The organism is Caulobacter sp. GW821-FHT09B11, assembly GCF_059418205.1.
In genome coordinates this window covers 1-16,908 of record NZ_JBWKPK010000032.1, presented here as the reverse complement: position 1 = coordinate 16,908, position 16,908 = coordinate 1, and the positions used below count along the sequence as shown (strand labels likewise).

14 protein-coding genes and 1 pseudogene are annotated in these 16,908 nt (G+C 69.3%); 12 read left to right on the top strand and 3 right to left on the bottom strand.

All coding sequences use genetic code 11. The features are described from left to right. Positions 1 to 38 precede the first annotated feature (38 nt). From AC07N1_RS20525 to AC07N1_RS20500, 6 genes and pseudogenes are all read left to right on the top strand, one after another. Positions 39 to 1,526 (top strand): alkaline phosphatase, encoded by a 1,488-nt coding sequence (locus AC07N1_RS20525; protein WP_494673475.1) that lies wholly within the window; start codon positions 39 to 41, stop codon positions 1,524 to 1,526. A 182-nt stretch (positions 1,527 to 1,708) separates the two neighbouring features. Further along, positions 1,709 to 2,182: a 50S ribosomal protein L13 gene (gene rplM / locus AC07N1_RS20520; protein WP_110118255.1), complete on the top strand. Its 474-nt coding sequence runs from the start codon at positions 1,709 to 1,711 to the stop codon at positions 2,180 to 2,182. 3 nt (positions 2,183 to 2,185) lie between these two features. Next, a complete protein-coding gene (gene rpsI, locus AC07N1_RS20515) occupies positions 2,186 to 2,659 on the top strand; it encodes a 30S ribosomal protein S9 (RefSeq protein WP_494673474.1) in 474 nt (157 codons plus the stop codon). 159 nt (positions 2,660 to 2,818) lie between these two features. After that, a complete protein-coding gene (gene argC, locus AC07N1_RS20510; RefSeq protein ID WP_494673473.1) occupies positions 2,819 to 3,772 on the top strand; it encodes an N-acetyl-gamma-glutamyl-phosphate reductase in 954 nt (317 codons plus the stop codon). A gap of 67 nt (positions 3,773 to 3,839) precedes the next feature. Continuing rightward, a pseudogene (locus tag AC07N1_RS20505) lies at positions 3,840 to 5,132 on the top strand (PAS domain-containing protein); the annotation flags it as partial. 99 nt (positions 5,133 to 5,231) lie between these two features. Continuing rightward, complete coding sequence (locus AC07N1_RS20500) at positions 5,232 to 6,311, top strand: ATP-binding protein (RefSeq protein WP_494673526.1); 1,080 nt, start codon at positions 5,232 to 5,234, stop codon at positions 6,309 to 6,311. Here the strand turns inward: AC07N1_RS20500 and AC07N1_RS20495 are convergent. Beyond that, a complete protein-coding gene (locus AC07N1_RS20495; protein WP_494673472.1) occupies positions 6,308 to 6,775 on the bottom strand; it encodes a MarR family winged helix-turn-helix transcriptional regulator in 468 nt (155 codons plus the stop codon). The two genes, AC07N1_RS20500 and AC07N1_RS20495, sit on opposite strands and share 4 nt — an antisense overlap. Positions 6,776 to 6,856: 81 nt before the next feature. Between AC07N1_RS20495 and AC07N1_RS20490 the strand changes: the two genes are divergently transcribed. Then, the gene (locus AC07N1_RS20490) at positions 6,857 to 8,377 is read left to right on the top strand and encodes an FAD-dependent oxidoreductase (RefSeq protein WP_494673471.1); all 1,521 of its coding nucleotides are present in this window, start codon (positions 6,857 to 6,859) and stop codon (positions 8,375 to 8,377) included. Here the strand turns inward: AC07N1_RS20490 and AC07N1_RS20485 are convergent. Then, positions 8,359 to 8,973: a DUF1287 domain-containing protein gene (locus tag AC07N1_RS20485; protein ID WP_494673470.1), complete on the bottom strand. Its 615-nt coding sequence runs from the start codon at positions 8,971 to 8,973 to the stop codon at positions 8,359 to 8,361. The genes AC07N1_RS20490 and AC07N1_RS20485 overlap by 19 nt on opposite strands. Positions 8,974 to 9,163: 190 nt before the next feature. Next, positions 9,164 to 11,161 (bottom strand): class I poly(R)-hydroxyalkanoic acid synthase, encoded by a 1,998-nt coding sequence (gene phaC, locus AC07N1_RS20480; protein WP_494673469.1) that lies wholly within the window; start codon positions 11,159 to 11,161, stop codon positions 9,164 to 9,166. Between the two features lie 95 nt (positions 11,162 to 11,256). On the opposite strand from phaC, the gene AC07N1_RS20475 reads away from it, so the two are divergent. The 5 genes from AC07N1_RS20475 (at position 11,257) to AC07N1_RS20455 (ending at position 16,582) form a co-directional block, all read left to right on the top strand. After that, positions 11,257 to 11,703, top strand: a complete 447-nt coding sequence (locus tag AC07N1_RS20475) for a hypothetical protein (RefSeq protein WP_494673468.1) — start codon at positions 11,257 to 11,259, stop codon at positions 11,701 to 11,703. Between the two features lie 107 nt (positions 11,704 to 11,810). Further along, a complete protein-coding gene (locus AC07N1_RS20470) occupies positions 11,811 to 13,031 on the top strand; it encodes an LL-diaminopimelate aminotransferase (protein ID WP_494673467.1) in 1,221 nt (406 codons plus the stop codon). Between the two features lie 138 nt (positions 13,032 to 13,169). After that, the gene (locus AC07N1_RS20465; RefSeq protein ID WP_494673466.1) at positions 13,170 to 14,459 is read left to right on the top strand and encodes a homoserine dehydrogenase; all 1,290 of its coding nucleotides are present in this window, start codon (positions 13,170 to 13,172) and stop codon (positions 14,457 to 14,459) included. 74 nt (positions 14,460 to 14,533) lie between these two features. Continuing rightward, on the top strand, positions 14,534 to 15,484 hold the full coding sequence (gene glpX / locus AC07N1_RS20460; RefSeq protein WP_494673465.1) for a class II fructose-bisphosphatase: 951 nt from the start codon (positions 14,534 to 14,536) through the stop codon (positions 15,482 to 15,484). 120 nt (positions 15,485 to 15,604) lie between these two features. After that, positions 15,605 to 16,582 (top strand): class 1 fructose-bisphosphatase, encoded by a 978-nt coding sequence (locus AC07N1_RS20455; RefSeq protein WP_494673464.1) that lies wholly within the window; start codon positions 15,605 to 15,607, stop codon positions 16,580 to 16,582. Positions 16,583 to 16,908 lie beyond the last annotated feature (326 nt).

Genomic DNA, 16,908 nt, shown 5'->3' with positions numbered 1-16,908 from the left:
CAGCACAGGACCCGAATGTCCCTGCTGGAGATCCCCTCGTGATCCGCGTTCCCTCGCTCCTGGCCGGCGTCTGCGCCCTGGCCCTTGCGCCCTTCGCGCCCGTCGCCGCTTTGGCCGCCGACACCACGCCCGCCCAGGCCGCCGACAGCTACTACAAGGCCGGCGAGGCCGCCCTGGCCAAGGCCCTGACCGTCAACCCCAAGACCGGCAAGGCCAAGAACGTCATCCTGTTCCTGGGCGACGGCATGGGCATCTCCACCGCCGTGGCCAGCCGCATCTACGAGGGCCAGCAGCGCGGCGTCGACGGCGAGTCGAACGCCCTGGCCTTCGAGAAACTGCCTTGGGTGGCGCTCTCCAAGACCTACAGCCACGACACCCAGGTCACCGACAGCGCGGCCGGCATCACCGCCATCACCACCGGCGTGAAGACCCGCAACAAGGTCATCGGCCTGACCGGAGCGGCAAAGCCCGAGGCCTGCGCCGACGAGGCCGCCAACCGCGTCGAGACCATCGCCGAGATCGCCAAGGCCCACGGCCTGTCGGCCGGCGCGGTCACCACCACCCGCATCACCCACGCCACGCCCGCCGGGACGTACGCCCACACCGCCTATCGCGACTGGGAAGGCGACGGCGACATGCCGGCCGAGGCCCTGGGCGGCGGCTGCAAGGACATCGCCCGCCAACTGGTCGAGGCCCCGGCCAAGCTGCGCCTCGACGTCGCCCTGGGCGGCGGCCGCTCGCGCTTCCTGCCGGAAGACAAGGGCGGCAAGCGCGCCGACGGCCGCGACCTGACCGCCGAATGGACCAAGGCCAAGGGCGCGGCCTATGTCACGACCGCCGACCAACTGGCGGCGATCGACGCCAGCAAGACCGGTCCGGTGCTGGGCCTCTTCGCCGGCGAACACCTGCCCTACGAGGTCGAGCGTCCGGTGCTGGGCGAGGGCGTGCCGACCCTGGCGCAGATGGCGACCAAGGCCGTCGACATCCTGGCCCAGAACCCCAAGGGCTACTTCCTGCTCGTCGAGGGCGGCAAGATCGACATGGGCAGCCACCTCAACAACGCCAAGCGCACCCTGACCGAGACCGTCGAGTTCTCGAAGGCCATCGAGGCGGTGCTGGCCAAGGTGGATCTGAACGAGACCCTGGTCATCGTCACCGCCGACCACAGCCACGGCCTGGTGATCTCGGGCTACGCCGCCCGCAGCGCCCCGATCCTGGGCCTGGCCGGCAACGAGGGCGAGCCGGTCGTGGCCGGCGACGGCAAGGCCTACACCGTACTGAGCTTCGCCACCGGTCCGGGCGGCGTCGAGGGGAACAACCTGCGCGCCGATCCGGCCCATGAGGACCTCGACGAGGTCGATTACCACCAGCAGGCCGGCGCCAACCTGCCCAGCGCCGCCCACTCGGGCGAGGACGTCGGGATCTATGCCGACGGCCCGGGCGCCTATCTGGTCCGCGGCGTGGTCGAGGAGAGCTACATCTTCCAGGTCATGCGCCACGCCTTCGGCTTCGACGCGGCCAAGTAGGGGAATACGGCGCGATGCGGTATTTAGATACCGCATCGCGCAATCCCTTGCTCCACAAGGCTTTCCGAACTTTCCTGCACGCGCATTGTTGACAGGCGGCCAAGGCTTCGGTATCAGCCGCCCCTCACGCGGACGGAGCCGTTTCCTTGGCCCCCGACGCACAGGAATTACGGATCAATCCCATGCAAAAGACCACGGCTTCCCTGAAGCCCGCCGAGGTCGAGAAGAAGTGGATCGTGGTCGACGCCAAGGACGCCGTTGTCGGCCGTCTGGCGACGTTCATCGCCATGCGTCTTCGCGGCAAGCACCGTCCCGACTACACCCCGCACGTCGACTGCGGCGACTTCGTCGTCGTGATCAACGCCGACAAGGTGAAGTTCACCGGCAAGAAGCTGGACGACAAGGTTTACTACCGCCACACCGGTCACCCGGGCGGCATCAAGGAAACCACCCCGCGCAAGGTCCTGGAAGGTCGCTTCCCGGAACGCGTCCTGAACAAGGCCGTCGAGCGCATGCTGCCGAAGGAAAGCCCGCTGGCGCGCAAGCAACTGACGCACCTGCTGGTCTACGCCGACGCCGAGCACCCGCACCAAGCGCAGAACCCGGAAGTCATCGACTTCGCGGCGCGCAACGTCAAAAACACCCGGAGCGCCTAAGTCATGTCTGAAGCTCAAGGTTTTGACGCGCTGGCCAGCCTGTCCAGCAACCCCGCCGCGGCCGCTCCGGCCGAGCCGAAGATCGACGCCCAAGGCCGCGCCTACGCGACCGGCAAGCGCAAGAACGCCATCGCGCGCGTGTGGATCAAGCCGGGCTCCGGCAAGGTCACCGTCAACGGCCGCGACCAGGAAGTCTACTTCGCTCGTCCCGTGCTGCGCATGATGATCGCCCAGCCGCTGCAGGTCACCGACCGCGTCGGCCAGTTCGACATCGACGTCACCGTCGAAGGTTCGGGCCTGTCGGGTCAAGCCGGCGCCATCCGCCACGGCCTGTCCAAGGCCCTGACCTACTACGAACCGGCTCTGCGCCCGGTCCTGAAGCCGCACGGCTTCCTGACCCGCGACAGCCGCGTCGTCGAGCGTAAGAAGTACGGCAAGGCCAAGGCCCGCCGCAGCTTCCAGTTCTCGAAGCGCTAAGCGCGTCTATACGCGTTTGGAAGAGGGCGCTTCGGTCATCCGAAGCGCCCTTTTTCTTGCGATTTTCTCGGGCCACGCGGTCCGAACGCGAGCGCCGGTCACACGGTGCTGCAAGACTGGGCGCTTGAGCACGAGCGGGCCCAGGTCGAGGAGTAGGCAATGGCGAACGCCCCCAAGGTCTTCATCGACGGCGAAGTCGGCACCACCGGCCTGCAGATCCGCGAGCGCCTGATCGGCCGCACCGACCTGCAGCTGATCTCGATCGATCCCGACAAGCGCAAGGACGCGGCCGCCCGCGCCGAGCTGCTCAACGCCGCCGACGCGGTGATCCTGTGCCTGCCCGACGACGCGGCCAAGGAAGCCGTCAGCCTGATCGAGAACCCGCTGGTCAAGGTGATCGACGCCTCCAGCGCCCACCGCACCAACGCCGACTGGACCTACGGCTTTCCCGAGCTGGACAAGGAACAGCGCAAGAAGATCGCCGGCGCCAAGCGGATCTCCAACCCCGGCTGCTACGCCACCGGCGCCATCGCCCTGACCCGTCCGCTGGTCTCGGCCGGCCTGCTGTCGTCCGACCTGCCGATCTCGTTCAACGGCGTCTCCGGCTACACCGGCGGCGGCAAGGCGATGATCGCCGAGTTCGAGGACGAGACCTCGCCGGGCTATACCAAGGTCGCCTACCGCATCTACGGCCTGTCGCTGACCCACAAGCACGTGCCCGAGATCCAGAAGCACGGCGGCCTGCTGACCCGTCCGATCTTCACGCCCGCCGTCGGCCGCTATGCCCAGGGCATGCTGGTCGAGCTGCCGCTGCACCTTGGCCTGCTGGAAGGCTCGTGCTCGCTGGGCGACATCCACGCCGCGCTCGCCGCCCACTACAAGGGCGAGGCCTTCGTCGAGGTCGCCTCGCTGGACGAGGCCAAGAGCCTGGCCACTCTCGACCCCGAGGGCCTGAACGGCACCAACCGCATCAAGCTGTTCGTCTTCGGCTCCGACACCAGCGGCCAGGCCCGCCTGGTGGCCCTGCTCGACAACCTGGGCAAGGGCGCATCGGGCGCCGCCGTCCAGAACCTCAACCTGGCCCTGGGCCTGGACGAGAAGGCCGGGCTTTAAGACTTCCGCCGCGTGGAGCCTTTCACGCGGCGGATCGTTCTCTCCTCAGCTTGAGCGGGGAGGCTGGATGTCCATCGATCGCGACGCCGCCCTGGCCAGGGTCTTTCCCGGCGACAGCGAGATGGCGCGCCGCATGCGGCAGGCCGACTGGGCCGCCACGCCGCTCGGTCCGCCGCAGGCCTGGCCCACGGGCCTGGCGACGCCCCTGGCGATGATGCTCACCTCGCGTTTCGAGATGTGGCTCGGCTGGGGCGAGGACCTGCATTTCTTCTACAACGACGCCTACATCCCTACGCTCGGAATCAAGCACCCCGCAGCGCTCGGCACGCCGTTCCGCGAGGTCTGGCGCGAGGTCTATGCCGACGTCGAGGCTCAGGTCCGTTCGGTGATGGTCGAGGGCCGGCCGACCTGGAACAAGGCCCTGCTGCTGCTGCTCGAACGCAGCGGCTATCCCGAGGAGACCTATCACACCTTCTCCTACAGCCCCCTGCGCGACGGCGACGCCATCCGCGGGCTGATGTGCATCGTCACCGAGGAGACCGAGCGGGTGATCAGCGAGCGGCGGCTCGACACCGTTCGGCGGCTGGGCGAGTGCCTGATCGGGGCGGTGACCCAGGAGACCGTGCTGCAGGGGATCTGCGACGCCCTGGCCGCCAACACCGAGGACTTCCCCTTCGCCCTGGCCTATGTGCGCGATCCGCTGGGCGGCCTGGTCGGCTGCTCGGCGACGGATGAAGCGCGCGACCTGCTGCGGGTGCGCTGGCCGCTGGAGCGCGAGGCCGACGGCGTCCAGGACTATCCGCTGGAGGCCGGGATTTCCTATCCGACCGGCCCCTGGGCCATTGCGCCGACCCGCGCCCTGATCCTGCCGATCCCGGGGCCGCACGGCGAGCCCGTCGCCACCCTGGTGCTCGGCCTCAACCCGCATCGGCGGGGCGATCCCGGCCTGCACGACCTGGCCAATCTGGTCGCCGACCGCGCCGCCGGCGCCTTCGCCCAGGCGCTCAGCGTCGAGAGCGAACGCCGCCGCTCCGACCGCATCTGGACCAACGCCCGCGACCTGATGGTGGTGGTCGACGGCCAGGGGATCTTCCGCGCGGTCAGTCCCGCTTGGACCCGCATTCTCGGCCACGCGGTCGAGGAGGTGGTGGGCCGGCCGATGGCCGCCTTCGTCATGCCCGAGGAACTCGACGCCACCTACGCCGCCCACGGCGGCATCATGGACGGCGCCCAGGTCACCGGCTTCGAGAACCGCTACCGCACCAAGGGCGGCGACTGGCGCTGGATCTCGTGGAACACCGCCTTCGAGGACGGGCTGATCTACGGCTACGGCCGCGACGTCACCGAGGAAAAGCACCAGGCCCGGCAACTGAGCCAGGCCGAGGAAGCCCTGCGCCAGGCCCAGAAGATGGAGGCCATCGGCCAGCTGACCGGCGGCGTCGCCCACGACTTCAACAACCTGCTGACCGTCATCCGCTCGTCGGCCGACCTGCTGCGCAGCCGCGACCTGCCGCCCGACCGCCGCCGCCGTTATGTCGACGCCATCTCCGACACCGCCGACCGCGCCGCCAAGCTGACCAGCCAGCTGCTGTCCTTCTCCCGCCGCCAGGCGCTGAAGCCCGAGCGCTTCAACGTCGCGGCCAAGGTCGAGGCGCTGGGCGACATGCTGCGCTCGGTGCTGGGCGCGCGCATGCGGCTGGAGGTGGTGGTCGATTGCGAGGACTGCGTCGTCGAGGCCGACGTCAACCAGTTCGAGACCGCCCTGATCAACCTGGCGGTCAACGCCCGCGACGCCATGGACGGCGAGGGGGCGCTCACCGTCCGCATCGACGCCCGGGAGACCATCCCTGCCATCCGCGGCCACGCCGCCAGCCACGGCGACTTCGTCACCATGTCGGTGGTCGACGAGGGCTCGGGCATCGGCGAGGACGACCTCGCCAAGATCTTCGAGCCGTTCTTCACCACCAAGGAGGTGGGGCGGGGAACGGGTCTTGGCCTCAGCCAGGTCTACGGCTTCGCCAAGCAGTCGGGCGGCGACGTGGCGGTCGACAGCCGGCCTGGCCGGGGTTCGACCTTCACCGTGTTCCTGCCGCGCACACGCGAAGTGATCGTTCCCTCGCGCCGCGCCTCGCCGCCGACCCGCATGCGCCACGAAGGTCGCGTGCTGGTGGTCGAGGACAACGCCGCCATCGGCGAGTTCGCGACGCAACTGCTGCGCGACCTCGGCTACCAGACCGAATGGGCCGCCAACGGGGGCGAGGCCCTGGAGCGCCTGGAAAGCGACGTCGACTTCGACGTGGTGTTCAGCGACGTGGTCATGCCCGGCCTCGGCGGGGTCGAACTGGCCCGCGAAATCGCGGGGCGCTGGCCGGGCCTGCCGGTGATCCTGACCAGCGGCTACAGCCACGTCCTGGCCACCGACGCCCGCCACGGCTTCCCGCTGCTGCACAAGCCCTATTCGGTGGAGGAGCTGTCGCACATCCTGCGCCAGGTCGTCGGCCGGGCAGGCGAGGCGAAGGTGGTTTCCAGCGCGGGCTAAGGCGTCCCGCCGCTGAGCAGCACGGCGGGGTCGGCGTTGATCCCGTCGGCCAGCTTGCGCATCAGCCGCACCAGGTGATCGACGTCCTCCGTGCTCCAGTCCTTGAACAGCACCAGGGCCATGCGCGCCCGCGCCGCGTCGACGGCGTCGGTGGCGATCTTGCCCTGCGGCGTGATGACCGCCTCGCGCACCCGCCGGTCGGCCGCGCCGGCCTGGCGTTTGACGAGGTCCAGCTCTTCCAGCCGCGCCACCTGCCGGCTGACGGTGGAATGGTCGCGCCCGACCCGGCCGGCCAGCTCCACCACGCCGATGGGCCCCAGCCGCTCGATCGAGACCAGCAGCGGAAACAGCGCCCGCTCCAGGGAAAGGCCCGCCGCCTCCAGCATGGCCGCATCCCGCTCGGGCTCGTTCATCGCCCCGACCAGATCCATCATCGACCGATGCAGCGAGGGCAGGGACTTCAAGATATGTGCATTTTGCACATTGTTTGTTGACATGCGGCGACCTCGAATGGATATGTGCATCATGCACATAATGAGGCCGACATGGAAGACCACAGCCCCATCGACGTCCTGATCTGCGGCGCGGGCGCCGCCGGCCTGACCCTCGCCATCGACCTGGCCCGCCGCGGGTTGTCATTCCGCCTGATCGACAAGCTGCCGGCCCCCTTCGCCGGCTCGCGCGGCAAGGGGATCCAGCCCCGCACGCTCGAGGTGTTCGAGGACCTGGGCGTCCTGGCGGCGCTGACGGCGGTCGGCGGACCCTATCCGCCGCAGCGCATCCATGGCCCCGACGGCGCCGACGAGGTCCAGGCGATGGTCGCAGCGCAGCCCACCGCCCAGGAGCCCTATCGCTCGCCGCTGATGGTCCCGCAGTTCGCCACCGAGGGGGTGCTGCGCGAACGGCTGGCGGAGTTAGGCGGCGCGGTCGAGTACGGGCTCGAACTGACGGCCTTCGAACAGGCCGCCGACCGGGTCGTCGCCCAGGTTCAAGGGCCGTCCGGACCCGAGGCGGTCGCCTGCCGCTACCTGGTCGGCGGCGACGGCGGCCGCTCCTTCGTGCGCAAGGCGCTGGGGGTAGACTTTCCGGGCAAGACCCTCGGCGTGAGGGCCATCGTCGCCGACGTGGCGCTGGAAGGCCTGTCCCGCGACGCCTGGCATCGCTTCAACGAGGGCGACCTGGGCCGGCAGTACGCCCTGTGCCCGCTGGCCGGGACCGATCTCTTCCAGCTGCAGGCCCCGATCCCGCTCGAAGGAGAGGTCGATCTGAGCGCGGCCGGCCTGCAGGCCTTCATCGAGGCGCGCACGCCGCAGACCGATCTGGTCATCCGCGACGTCGTCTGGGCCTCGGCCTACGCCATGAACGCCCGGCTGGCCGACCACTACCGCGTCGGGCGCGTGTTCCTGATCGGCGACGCCGCCCACATCCACCCGCCCACCGGCGGCCAGGGCCTGAACACCAGCGTCCAGGACGCCTACAATCTGGGCTGGAAGCTGGCGGCCGTGCTGGCCGGCGCGCCCGAGCCCTTGCTCGACACCTACGAGGAAGAACGCCGCCCGATCGCGGCCGGCATGCTGGGCCTGGCGACCGACCTGCTGGAAAAGGCCCGACGGTGCGACATGCGTCGTGGCCGCGAAGTGCACCAGCTGGACCTGGGCTACGAGGCCTCGTCCCTGTCCCTGGAAACGCCCGGGCGCGAGGAGGGCCTGCTGGCCGGCGACCGCGCGCCGGACGCCGTCCTGCGCGACTCGGTGGGCGCGTCGGTGCGATTGTTCGACCTGATGGCCGGCCCGCACTGGACGCTGGTCGCCAGGGGAGGGAACGCCCCGGAGCGCGAGGGCCTGCGCGTGGTCACCGTCGGAGAGGGCCTCGCCTTCGCCGATCCCGACGACGCCCTGGGCCGCGTCTACGGCCTGGCCGACGACGACCTCGTCCTCATCCGCCCCGACGGCTATGTCGCGGCGATAGGCGCGGAGAGGGAGAGGCCAATGGCCTATCTTGACCACCTGATCCCCCTCTCAAAGAGAGATGGAACAAGTGGGGCGCCCTACACCCGCCAGCGATAGTGCCCCGCCGGCTTGTGCAGCTTGAGCATCCACAGCGGCTCGTCGCGGGCGCCGCCGCCGATGTTGTGGACGACGCGAGGTTTGTCCGGTCCCTCGACCACCACGCCGATGTGCGGGCGGCCGTTGCCGAACAGCCGCCAGGACAGCACGTCGCCGGGCTCGGGCTGCTCGAAGTCGTCGCCTGACCGCGCCGCCCGGCTTGAGCGCACGCGGGCGCCCTGGCGGTCGAGATAGGTCTCCAGGTTCAGCACCCGCCGATGGTCGATATTGGCGTCGGCGCTCTTCTGGCCCCAGGCGCGGCGGGCGGGATAGGCCGAGAAGGCCCGCACCATGTCGGCATGCACCCGTTCCTGCAGGTCGACGTTCCAGGCGTCGCGGGCGGCCCGCACCAGCACGTCGGCGCAGACCCCGGTGGTGCGCAGCACGTCGCCGTGCGGATAGCCGATCGCCCGGTAGCTGGGATCGTAGTCGGTGGTCACCCCGACCTGCGCCCGCGCCGCCTTGGCCAGCCGCAGCCCGTCGCCACGGCTCGCCGCGCCCAGCCAGGGGGCGGCGGCCAGCAGGCCCAGCGCTGTGCGACGGTCGAACTCGAGCATGGCGGCAAGCTCCGCCGTGATCGGGGCGAGTTTTGGGCGAACGTGGGTCTTCAAGGTGGCGCCGCTGACCCCCTCCGGCCCTCCGGGCCACCTCCCCCAGAGGGGGAGGATCTCCTGAGCGCCGCGCCAGACAGATGCTCCCCCTTTGGGGGAGCTGTCGCGGAGCGACTGAGGGGGTCGCGCGAAGCGCTTAAGCCGCCACGTTCGACCGCACCCGCACGAAGCTGCCCGGGGCCTCCTCGAACGCCTTCAGCGGACCCTTGGCGGGATCCCGCGCCGGGATCAGCTTGCCGGACTTGGCCTTCAGCCAGCCCGCCCAGTGCGGCCACCACGAGCCGGGATGCTCCACCGCGCCCGACAGCCAGCCCTCGACCGAGCCGGGCAGGTGTTCGTTGGTCCAGTGCTGGTACTTCTTGGCGTCCGGGTGGTTGATCACGCCGGCGATGTGGCCCGAGCCCGCCATGGTGAAGGTTACCGGCCCGCCGAACGCCCGCGCGCCGCGATAGACGCTGCGATAGGGGGCGATGTGGTCGTCCTTCGAGGACTGCACGTAGATCGGCGTCTTGACCTTCGACAGGTCCAGCTGCTCCCCGCCCAGGCTGAGCAGGCCCTGGGTCAGGTTGTTGTCCTTGTAGAAATTGCGCAGGTAGAACAGGTGCAGCGACTTGGGCATCCGCGTCTGGTCGGCGTTCCAGAACAGCAGGTCGAAGGGCCGCGGCTCCTTGCCCATCAGGTAGTTGTTGATGAAGAACGACCAGATCAGGTCGTTGCCGCGCAGGGCGTTGAAGGTGTCGGCCATCGACTGGCTGGGCAGGAAGCCGCCTTCCTGGTCCATCCGCTGCTCGATCTCCTTCAGCCACGCCTCGTCAGTGAACAGCAGCAGGTCGCCGGCCTCGGCGAAGTCCTGCTGGGCGGCGAAGAAGGTGGCCGAATTGATCCGCTTGTCGCCGCGCGCGGCCATGTGGGCCAGGCCGCATGACAGGAGCGTGCCGCCGATGCAGTAGCCGACGGTGTTGACCCGATCGACGCCGCACTGGGTCATCACCTGCTGGCTGGCGTCGTAGATGCCCTCCAGCATGTAGTCCTCGAAGGTCTTGGCCGCGAGCTGGCTGTCGGGATTGACCCACGAGGCGACGAACACCGTGAAGCCCTGGCCGGTCAGCCAGCGGATCATCGAGTTCTCGGGGCGCAGGTCCAGAATGTAGAACTTGTTGATCCAGGGCGGGAAGATCAGCAGCGGGATCTCGTACTGCTGCTCCGTGGTCGGATCGAACTGCAGGAGCTGCAGGATGTCGTTCTGGTAGACCACCTTGCCGGGGGCGGTGGCGACGTTCTCGCCGACCTTGAACTTGGCCAGGTCCGTCTGGCTGATGGCCAGCTGGCCGCCGCCGCGCTCCAGGTCGGCGGCGAAGTTCTCCATGCCGCGCTTCAGGCTCTCGCCGCCCGTCTGCATCACCTCGCGCAGGGCGGCGGGGTTGGAGATCAGGAAGTTCGACGGCGAGAAGGCGTCGGTCAGCATCTTGGTGAAGAACTCGACCCGGCGCTTGGACTGCGGATCGACCGTTTCGGCCTGGGCCACCAGGCCGTTCAGCCAGTTCGACGTCAGCAGGTAGGACTGCTTCATCATGTCGAACACCGGGTTGGCCACCCAGTCGGGGTCGGAAAAGCGCTTGTCGCCGTGGGCCGGGGCGACGACGGGCTTGGTTTCCTCGCCGACGGCGCGGCGGGCGGCCGACTGCCACAGCTCCATGTAGCCGTTGAAGAGGTCGGCCTGGGCGCGCAGCAGCCGGTCGGGCTGGGCCGCGAGACTTCCGATCACCTCGTTGAGGGCCGGGCCGACGTGGAACGGGTCGGGCGACAGGGCCGCGGGCCGGTCGGCCTGGCGCAGGGCGGCCTCTGCGATCGCGCCCTGGGCGGTGACCGCCGCGCGGGCCAGGTTCGCCGACAGGGTCTCCATCATCCTGCGCTGCTCTTCGGTCAGCAGCGAGGCGATGTCGGGGCCGGCGGAAAAGCCGGCGCCTGAACCGGCCTGGGGCGATTCGGGCTTGGGGTCGGGTTGCGGCGGTGGAGGAGGGGGCTTTGGCGCGGCGGCGGGCTTCTTGGCGGCTGCGGCAGGGGCTTTTCTGGGCTTCGGCGGCGCCTTGGCGCTCTTGCCCGTGTCCTTGCCGGTGGTCCCGCCCTTTGCCATGCGCGTTCCTTCCGTCTGAATGTCGTCGATCGGCGGCCCGATTCTCGTTCGGCGCCTTCCGCTCGCCGCGATCATCGCATAAGACCTGAGACAAGATGAACGGCCAAACCGGTAAAATCGTACGTTACGGCGCCTCGCTGGCGGTCCTCGCGACCTTGCTGTCAGCGTGCGGCACGTCGCCGTTCACGCCGCCGCCCGCCGATCCGACCTCGCCGGTGGCCGCCGCCGCCGACGCGGCCGCTCACCAGCGCGGCAAGCTGCCGACCTTCGCCGACATCCCGGCGATCCCCACCGACGTGCCCAAGCCCGGCGAGTACAAGGCCCAGGTGCAGGAACAGCAGGCGGCCGCCGCCCAGCTGAAGCGCGACACCGCGCCCGACACCTTCGCCCTGTCCGACACCGACGGCTTCGCCGCCCGCGCCCAGCGCGCGGCCCGCGTTCCGCCGTCGGAGATTCCGACCGCCGCCGACCGCGCCGAGACCGAAGCCTTCGCCAAGGCTGCTCGCGGCCGAGCTACCCCGCCTCCGTCCAAGCCCCAATAGGGCGACGGAGGCATAATTTTCCTTGAACTGGCTTGGCTATGCCCCGCTCGGGGTCTATCCATGCCCGACTTTTCGCTCCTGCAGCGCCAGAGGGCGCACGAGCCATCATGACCGCCGATTTTCATCGCATCCGCCGCCTGCCGCCCTACGTCTTCGAAGAGGTCAACCGCATCAAGGCCCGCCTGCGCGGCCAGGGCGTCGACATCATCGACTTCGGCATGGGCAACCCCGACATGCCCACGCCCCAGCACATCGTCGACAAGCTGGTCGAGACCTCGCGCGACCCGCGCTCGGGCCGCTATTCGGCCTCGAAGGGCATCCCGGGCCTGCGCAAGGCCATGGCCGGCTATTACGACCGCCGCTTCGGCGTGAAGCTGAACCCCGACACCGAGGTGATCTCGACCCTGGGCTCCAAGGAAGGCTTCGCCAACCTCGCCCAGGCCCTGACCGCCCCCGGCGACGTCATCATCTGTCCGAACCCGGCCTATCCGATCCACGCCTTCGGCTTCATCATGGCCGGCGGCGTCATCCGCCACGTGCCGGCGCTGAGCCCCGAGCAGTACCTTTCGAACATCAGCCGCGCGGTGAAGCACTCGGTGCCGCCGCCGTCCGTGCTGATCCTGTCCTATCCGTCCAACCCGACGGCCCAGACGGTGGATCTGGACTTCTACAAGGACGCCGTGGCGCTGGCCAAAAAGCACGACCTGCTGGTGATCAGCGACGTGGCCTATGGCGAGATCTATTTCGAGGACAACCCGCCGCCGTCGATTCTGCAGGTGGACGGCGCGAAAGATATCGCCGTCGAGGTCAACTCGCTGTCGAAGACCTACGCCATGGCCGGCTGGCGCGTGGGCATGGTGGTCGGCAACGCCCGCATCTGCGCGGCCCTGGCCCGCGTGAAGTCCTATCTCGACTACGGCGCCTACACCCCCGTGCAGGTGGCCGCCGCGGCCGCGCTGAACGGTCCGCAGGACTGCGTCGAGGAGATCCGCGGCATCTACAAGGGCCGCCGCGACACGCTGGTGTCGTCGATGAAGCGCGCCGGCTGGGACATCCCCAACCCGCCCGCCTCGATGTTCGCCTGGGCCAAGATCCCCCCGCAGTTCGAAGCCGCCGGCTCGATGCTGTTCTCGCGCCTGCTTATCGAGGAGGCCGGCGTCGCCGTCGCCCCCGGCATCGGCTTCGGCGAATACGGCGAGGGCTATGTCCGCATCGGCCTCGTCGAGAACGAGCACCGCATCAAGCAGGCCGCGCGCAACGTGAAGAAGTTCATCGCCAACGCCGACCAGATCCTGGCCAAGGCCCACAACAGCCTCGAACAGACCTGATCCCATTTGCGAAATCCTCGCCCTTCGACAGGCTCAGGGTGAGGATTTCGACCGCCAACGCCTGCAATAGCCCTCATCCTGAGCTTGTCGAAGGAGGAGGGCGGCCCCACCGGCCACCGGACCACTAGGAACCGCACCATGACTCAGAAAACCTGGCGCGTCGGCGTCGCCGGCCTCGGCACCGTAGGCGGCGGCCTCCTGCAGTTCCTCGCCGAGCGTCCCGATTTCGCCCCGGCCGGCGACCGCGCCGAGGTCGTCGCCGTCTCGGCCCGCTCCAAGTCGCGTCCGCGTACGGTCGACATCTCGGGCCTGGCCTGGTTCGACGATCCGGTCGCCCTGGCCAGCTCGCCCGACGTCGATCTCTTCGTCGAGCTGGTCGGCGGCAGCGACGGCCCGGCCAAGGCCGCGGTCGAAGCCGCGCTCAAGCTGGGCAAGCCCGTGGTCACCGCCAACAAGGCCCTGATCGCCGAGCACGGCGCCGAACTGGCCGCCCTGGCCGAGGCCAACAACGTCCCGCTGCTGTTCGAGGCCGCCGTCATGGGCGGCACCCCGGCCGTGAAGATGCTGCGCGAGGCCATGGTCGGCGACGACGTCGTCTCGGTGGCCGGCATCCTCAACGGCACCTGCAACTACATCCTCTCCGAGATGGAGAAGACCGGCCGCGACTTCGGCGACGTGCTGCGCGAGGCCCAGGCCCTGGGCTACGCCGAGGCCGACCCGACCATGGACGTCGGCGGCTTCGACGCCGGTCACAAGATCACCATCCTGGCCGCCCTGGCCTTCGGCTGCGCGCCCGACTACGAGGCCGCCGAGATCGAGGGCATCAGCGAGGTCGAGCTGCTCGACATCAAGCTGGCCAAGGACCTGGGCTATCGCATCAAGCTCATCGCCGGCACCGCCAAGTCCGACGACGGCGTCTCGGTGACGGTGCATCCGACCCTGATCCCGCTGGCCCATCCGCTGGCCCAGGCCGGCGGCGCGCTCAACGCCCTGTTCATCGAGGGCAAGCGCATCGGCCGCATCTTCATCCAGGGACCGGGCGCGGGCGCTGGCCCGACGGCCGCCGCCGTCGCCGCCGACATCGCCGACGTCATGACCCGCGCCCAGCGTCCGGTGTTCCAGGCCCCGGCCGGGGCGCTGAAGCCGTTCGTGCCGGTTGATCCGGCCCGCAGCGTCGGCAAGGCCTATCTGCGGATCATGGTCCGCGACGAGCCCGGCGCCATCGCCGCCATCTCCGAAACCCTGGCCGAATGCGGCGTCTCGATCGACGCCTTCCTGCAGAAGCCTGTCGAAGGGGCGGGCGGCGTGCCGATCGTGATCGTCACCCATGCGACTCCGGAATCGAAGCTTCTCGACGCGATTACACGCATCGAAAAACTGCAGGCCGTGCTAGAGCGTCCCCGTCTTCTGCGTGTCGCACGTAGCTAGAGGCCGCGAGCAACAAGCGGTCCAGGGTATGAAGACATTGGGAATTTAGCCTCGCCACGGGCTGGGAGACACTGATGAGTTCTAACACCCTGGACCGTTCTCTGGTCCTGGATGCGGTCCGCGTGACCGAAGCCGCCGCCATCGCGTCTTGGACCATGGTGGGCCGGGGTGACGAGATGGCCGCCGACCAGGCGGCCGTCGACGCCATGCGCAATGCGCTCAACGACCTGTCCATCGACGGCGAGATCGTCATCGGCGAGGGCGAGCGCGACGAAGCGCCCATGCTCTATATCGGCGAGAAGGTGGGCCGTGGCGGCCCGAAGGTCGACATCGCCCTCGATCCGCTGGAAGGCACCACGCTTACGGCCAAGGCCATGCCCAACGCGCTGGCCGTGATGGCCTGGGCGCCCAAGGGCACGCTGCTGAACGCCCCCGACACCTACATGGACAAGATCGCCTGCGGTCCGGGCTATCCGGCGGGCGTCATCGATCTGGACAAGTCGCCGGCCGACAACGTCAAGGCGTTGGCTGAAGCCAAGGGCGTCGATCCCTCCCAGATCACCGTCTGCGTGCTCGACCGTCCGCGCCACGCCGAGATCATCGCCGCCGTCCGCTCGGCCGGCGCGCGGGTCAACCTGATCACCGACGGCGACGTCGCCGGCGTCATCAACACCGCCGATCCCTCGACCGGCATCGACCTCTATCTCGGCTCCGGCGGCGCGCCCGAAGGGGTGCTGGCCTGCGCGGCCCTGAAGTGCGTCGGCGGACAGTTCCAGGGCCGTCTCGTCTTCCGCAACGCCGACGAGCGCGCCCGCGCGGCGCGCTGGGGCGTCACCGACTTCGACAAGAAGTACGATCTGCACGAGATCGTCCGCGCCGACGCCATCTTCGCGGCCACCGGCGTCACCTCCGGCGCCCTGCTGGACGGGGTGACCTTCAAGGACGGCTTCGTCCACACCCACAGCCTGGTGATGAATTCCTCGACCGGCGCCGTGCGCGAAGTGCGCATGAAGCGTCGAGTCTGAGGCGATAGGGCCGGTCCCTGGCGGCCGGCCCGTTCCGCCACGTAATACTGTCGTACTAGTCTGCGAGTCGGCTCGCAGCCGCGGCGCGCTTCGCCGCCTGTCCATTCGAGGCCCTTCCTGATGACCGCCCTGATCGATCTCGCCAGCCACCTCGCCGGCGATCCCTCCAGCCCCGCGGTCAAGACCGTCGTCTCCGATATCGCCGCCGCCTGCGCCCGCATCAGCCGCATCGTCGCCGGCGGGGCGATCCTGGGCAATCTCGGCGCGGCCGGGGTGACCAACGTCCAGGACGAGGAGCAGAAGAAGCTCGACATCCTGACCAACGACCTGCTGAGCGACGCCCTCAAGGCCTGCCAGCCGGTCGCCGGCCTGGCTTCGGAAGAGCTGGAAGAGATCGAGCCCACGGGCCGCCAGGGCGGCTTCCTCGTCACCTTCGATCCGCTCGACGGCTCCAGCAACATCGACGTCAACGTCTCGGTCGGCACCATCTTCTCGGTCCTGCCCGCGCCGGAAGGCCGCGAGCCGACCGAAGCCGACTTCCTGCAGCCGGGCCGTCACCAGGTGGCCGCCGGCTACGCCGTCTATGGCCCGCAGACCATGCTGGTCCTGACCCTGACCTCGGGCGTCGTGGGCTTCACCCTGTCGGCCGACGACCGCTGGCTGCTGACCCACGCCTCGGCGACCATCCCCGCCGACGCGGCCGAGTTCGCCATCAACGTCTCCAACCAGCGCCACTGGGCCGCGCCGATCCGCCGCTATGTCGACGGGTGCCTGGCCGGCAAGGAAGGCCCGCGCGCCAAGAACTTCAACATGCGCTGGGTGGCCTCGATGGTCGCCGACGTGCACCGCATCATGATGCGCGGCGGCATTTTCCTCTACCCGTGGGACGCCCGCGAGCCGACCAAGCCCGGCAAGCTGCGCCTGATGTACGAGGCCAACCCCATGGCCCTGATCGTCGAACGCGCCGGCGGCAAGGCCACCGACGGCGTCACCCCCATCCTCGACCTGGCCCCGACCAAGCTCCACCAGCGCGTCCCGGTCGTCCTCGGCTCGGCCAACGAAGTCGACGAAGTCGCCCGCGAAACCGCCGCCGGCTGATCCTCCCCCTCTGGGGGAGGCGGCCCGAAGGGCCGGAGGGGGGAAGTTTTCAGCTTCCGCGAAGCCGGCCGGTCTTCCCCCCACCCACAACCACAAAACCCCGCCTCCCTCGCCCCTGTGGCGAGGGCCCATGCCGGCGACCGCTCAGACCTCGACCGTCCTGCCAAGGTCTGAGCGGCTGAGCGATGGATCCCGGGCACAAGGCCCAGGAAGGCGGTGTTGGGTTGGGCGAGGGAAGTTACGAGAGGGGAGCCTGCCTCTCCTCCCGTAAAATCCCCGCGAAAGCGGGGACCCAGGCTTTTTCCGTCTTCCCTCTCCCCTTGCGG

What these genes read in the sequence shown, in the direction of transcription:
- rplM (WP_110118255.1), top strand. Translation starts at nt 1,709, where the DNA reads ATGCAAAAGACCACGGCTTCCCTGAAGCCCGCCGAGGTCGAGAAGAAG.
- rpsI (WP_494673474.1), top strand. Translation starts at nt 2,186, where the DNA reads ATGTCTGAAGCTCAAGGTTTTGACGCGCTGGCCAGCCTGTCCAGCAAC.
- argC (WP_494673473.1), top strand. Translation starts at nt 2,819, where the DNA reads ATGGCGAACGCCCCCAAGGTCTTCATCGACGGCGAAGTCGGCACCACC.
- AC07N1_RS20490 (WP_494673471.1), top strand. Translation starts at nt 6,857, where the DNA reads ATGGAAGACCACAGCCCCATCGACGTCCTGATCTGCGGCGCGGGCGCC.
- AC07N1_RS20485 (WP_494673470.1), bottom strand. Translation starts at nt 8,973, where the DNA reads ATGCTCGAGTTCGACCGTCGCACAGCGCTGGGCCTGCTGGCCGCCGCC.
- phaC (WP_494673469.1), bottom strand. Translation starts at nt 11,161, where the DNA reads ATGGCAAAGGGCGGGACCACCGGCAAGGACACGGGCAAGAGCGCCAAG.
- AC07N1_RS20475 (WP_494673468.1), top strand. Translation starts at nt 11,257, where the DNA reads ATGAACGGCCAAACCGGTAAAATCGTACGTTACGGCGCCTCGCTGGCG.
- AC07N1_RS20470 (WP_494673467.1), top strand. Translation starts at nt 11,811, where the DNA reads ATGACCGCCGATTTTCATCGCATCCGCCGCCTGCCGCCCTACGTCTTC.
- AC07N1_RS20465 (WP_494673466.1), top strand. Translation starts at nt 13,170, where the DNA reads ATGACTCAGAAAACCTGGCGCGTCGGCGTCGCCGGCCTCGGCACCGTA.
- glpX (WP_494673465.1), top strand. Translation starts at nt 14,534, where the DNA reads ATGAGTTCTAACACCCTGGACCGTTCTCTGGTCCTGGATGCGGTCCGC.
- AC07N1_RS20455 (WP_494673464.1), top strand. Translation starts at nt 15,605, where the DNA reads ATGACCGCCCTGATCGATCTCGCCAGCCACCTCGCCGGCGATCCCTCC.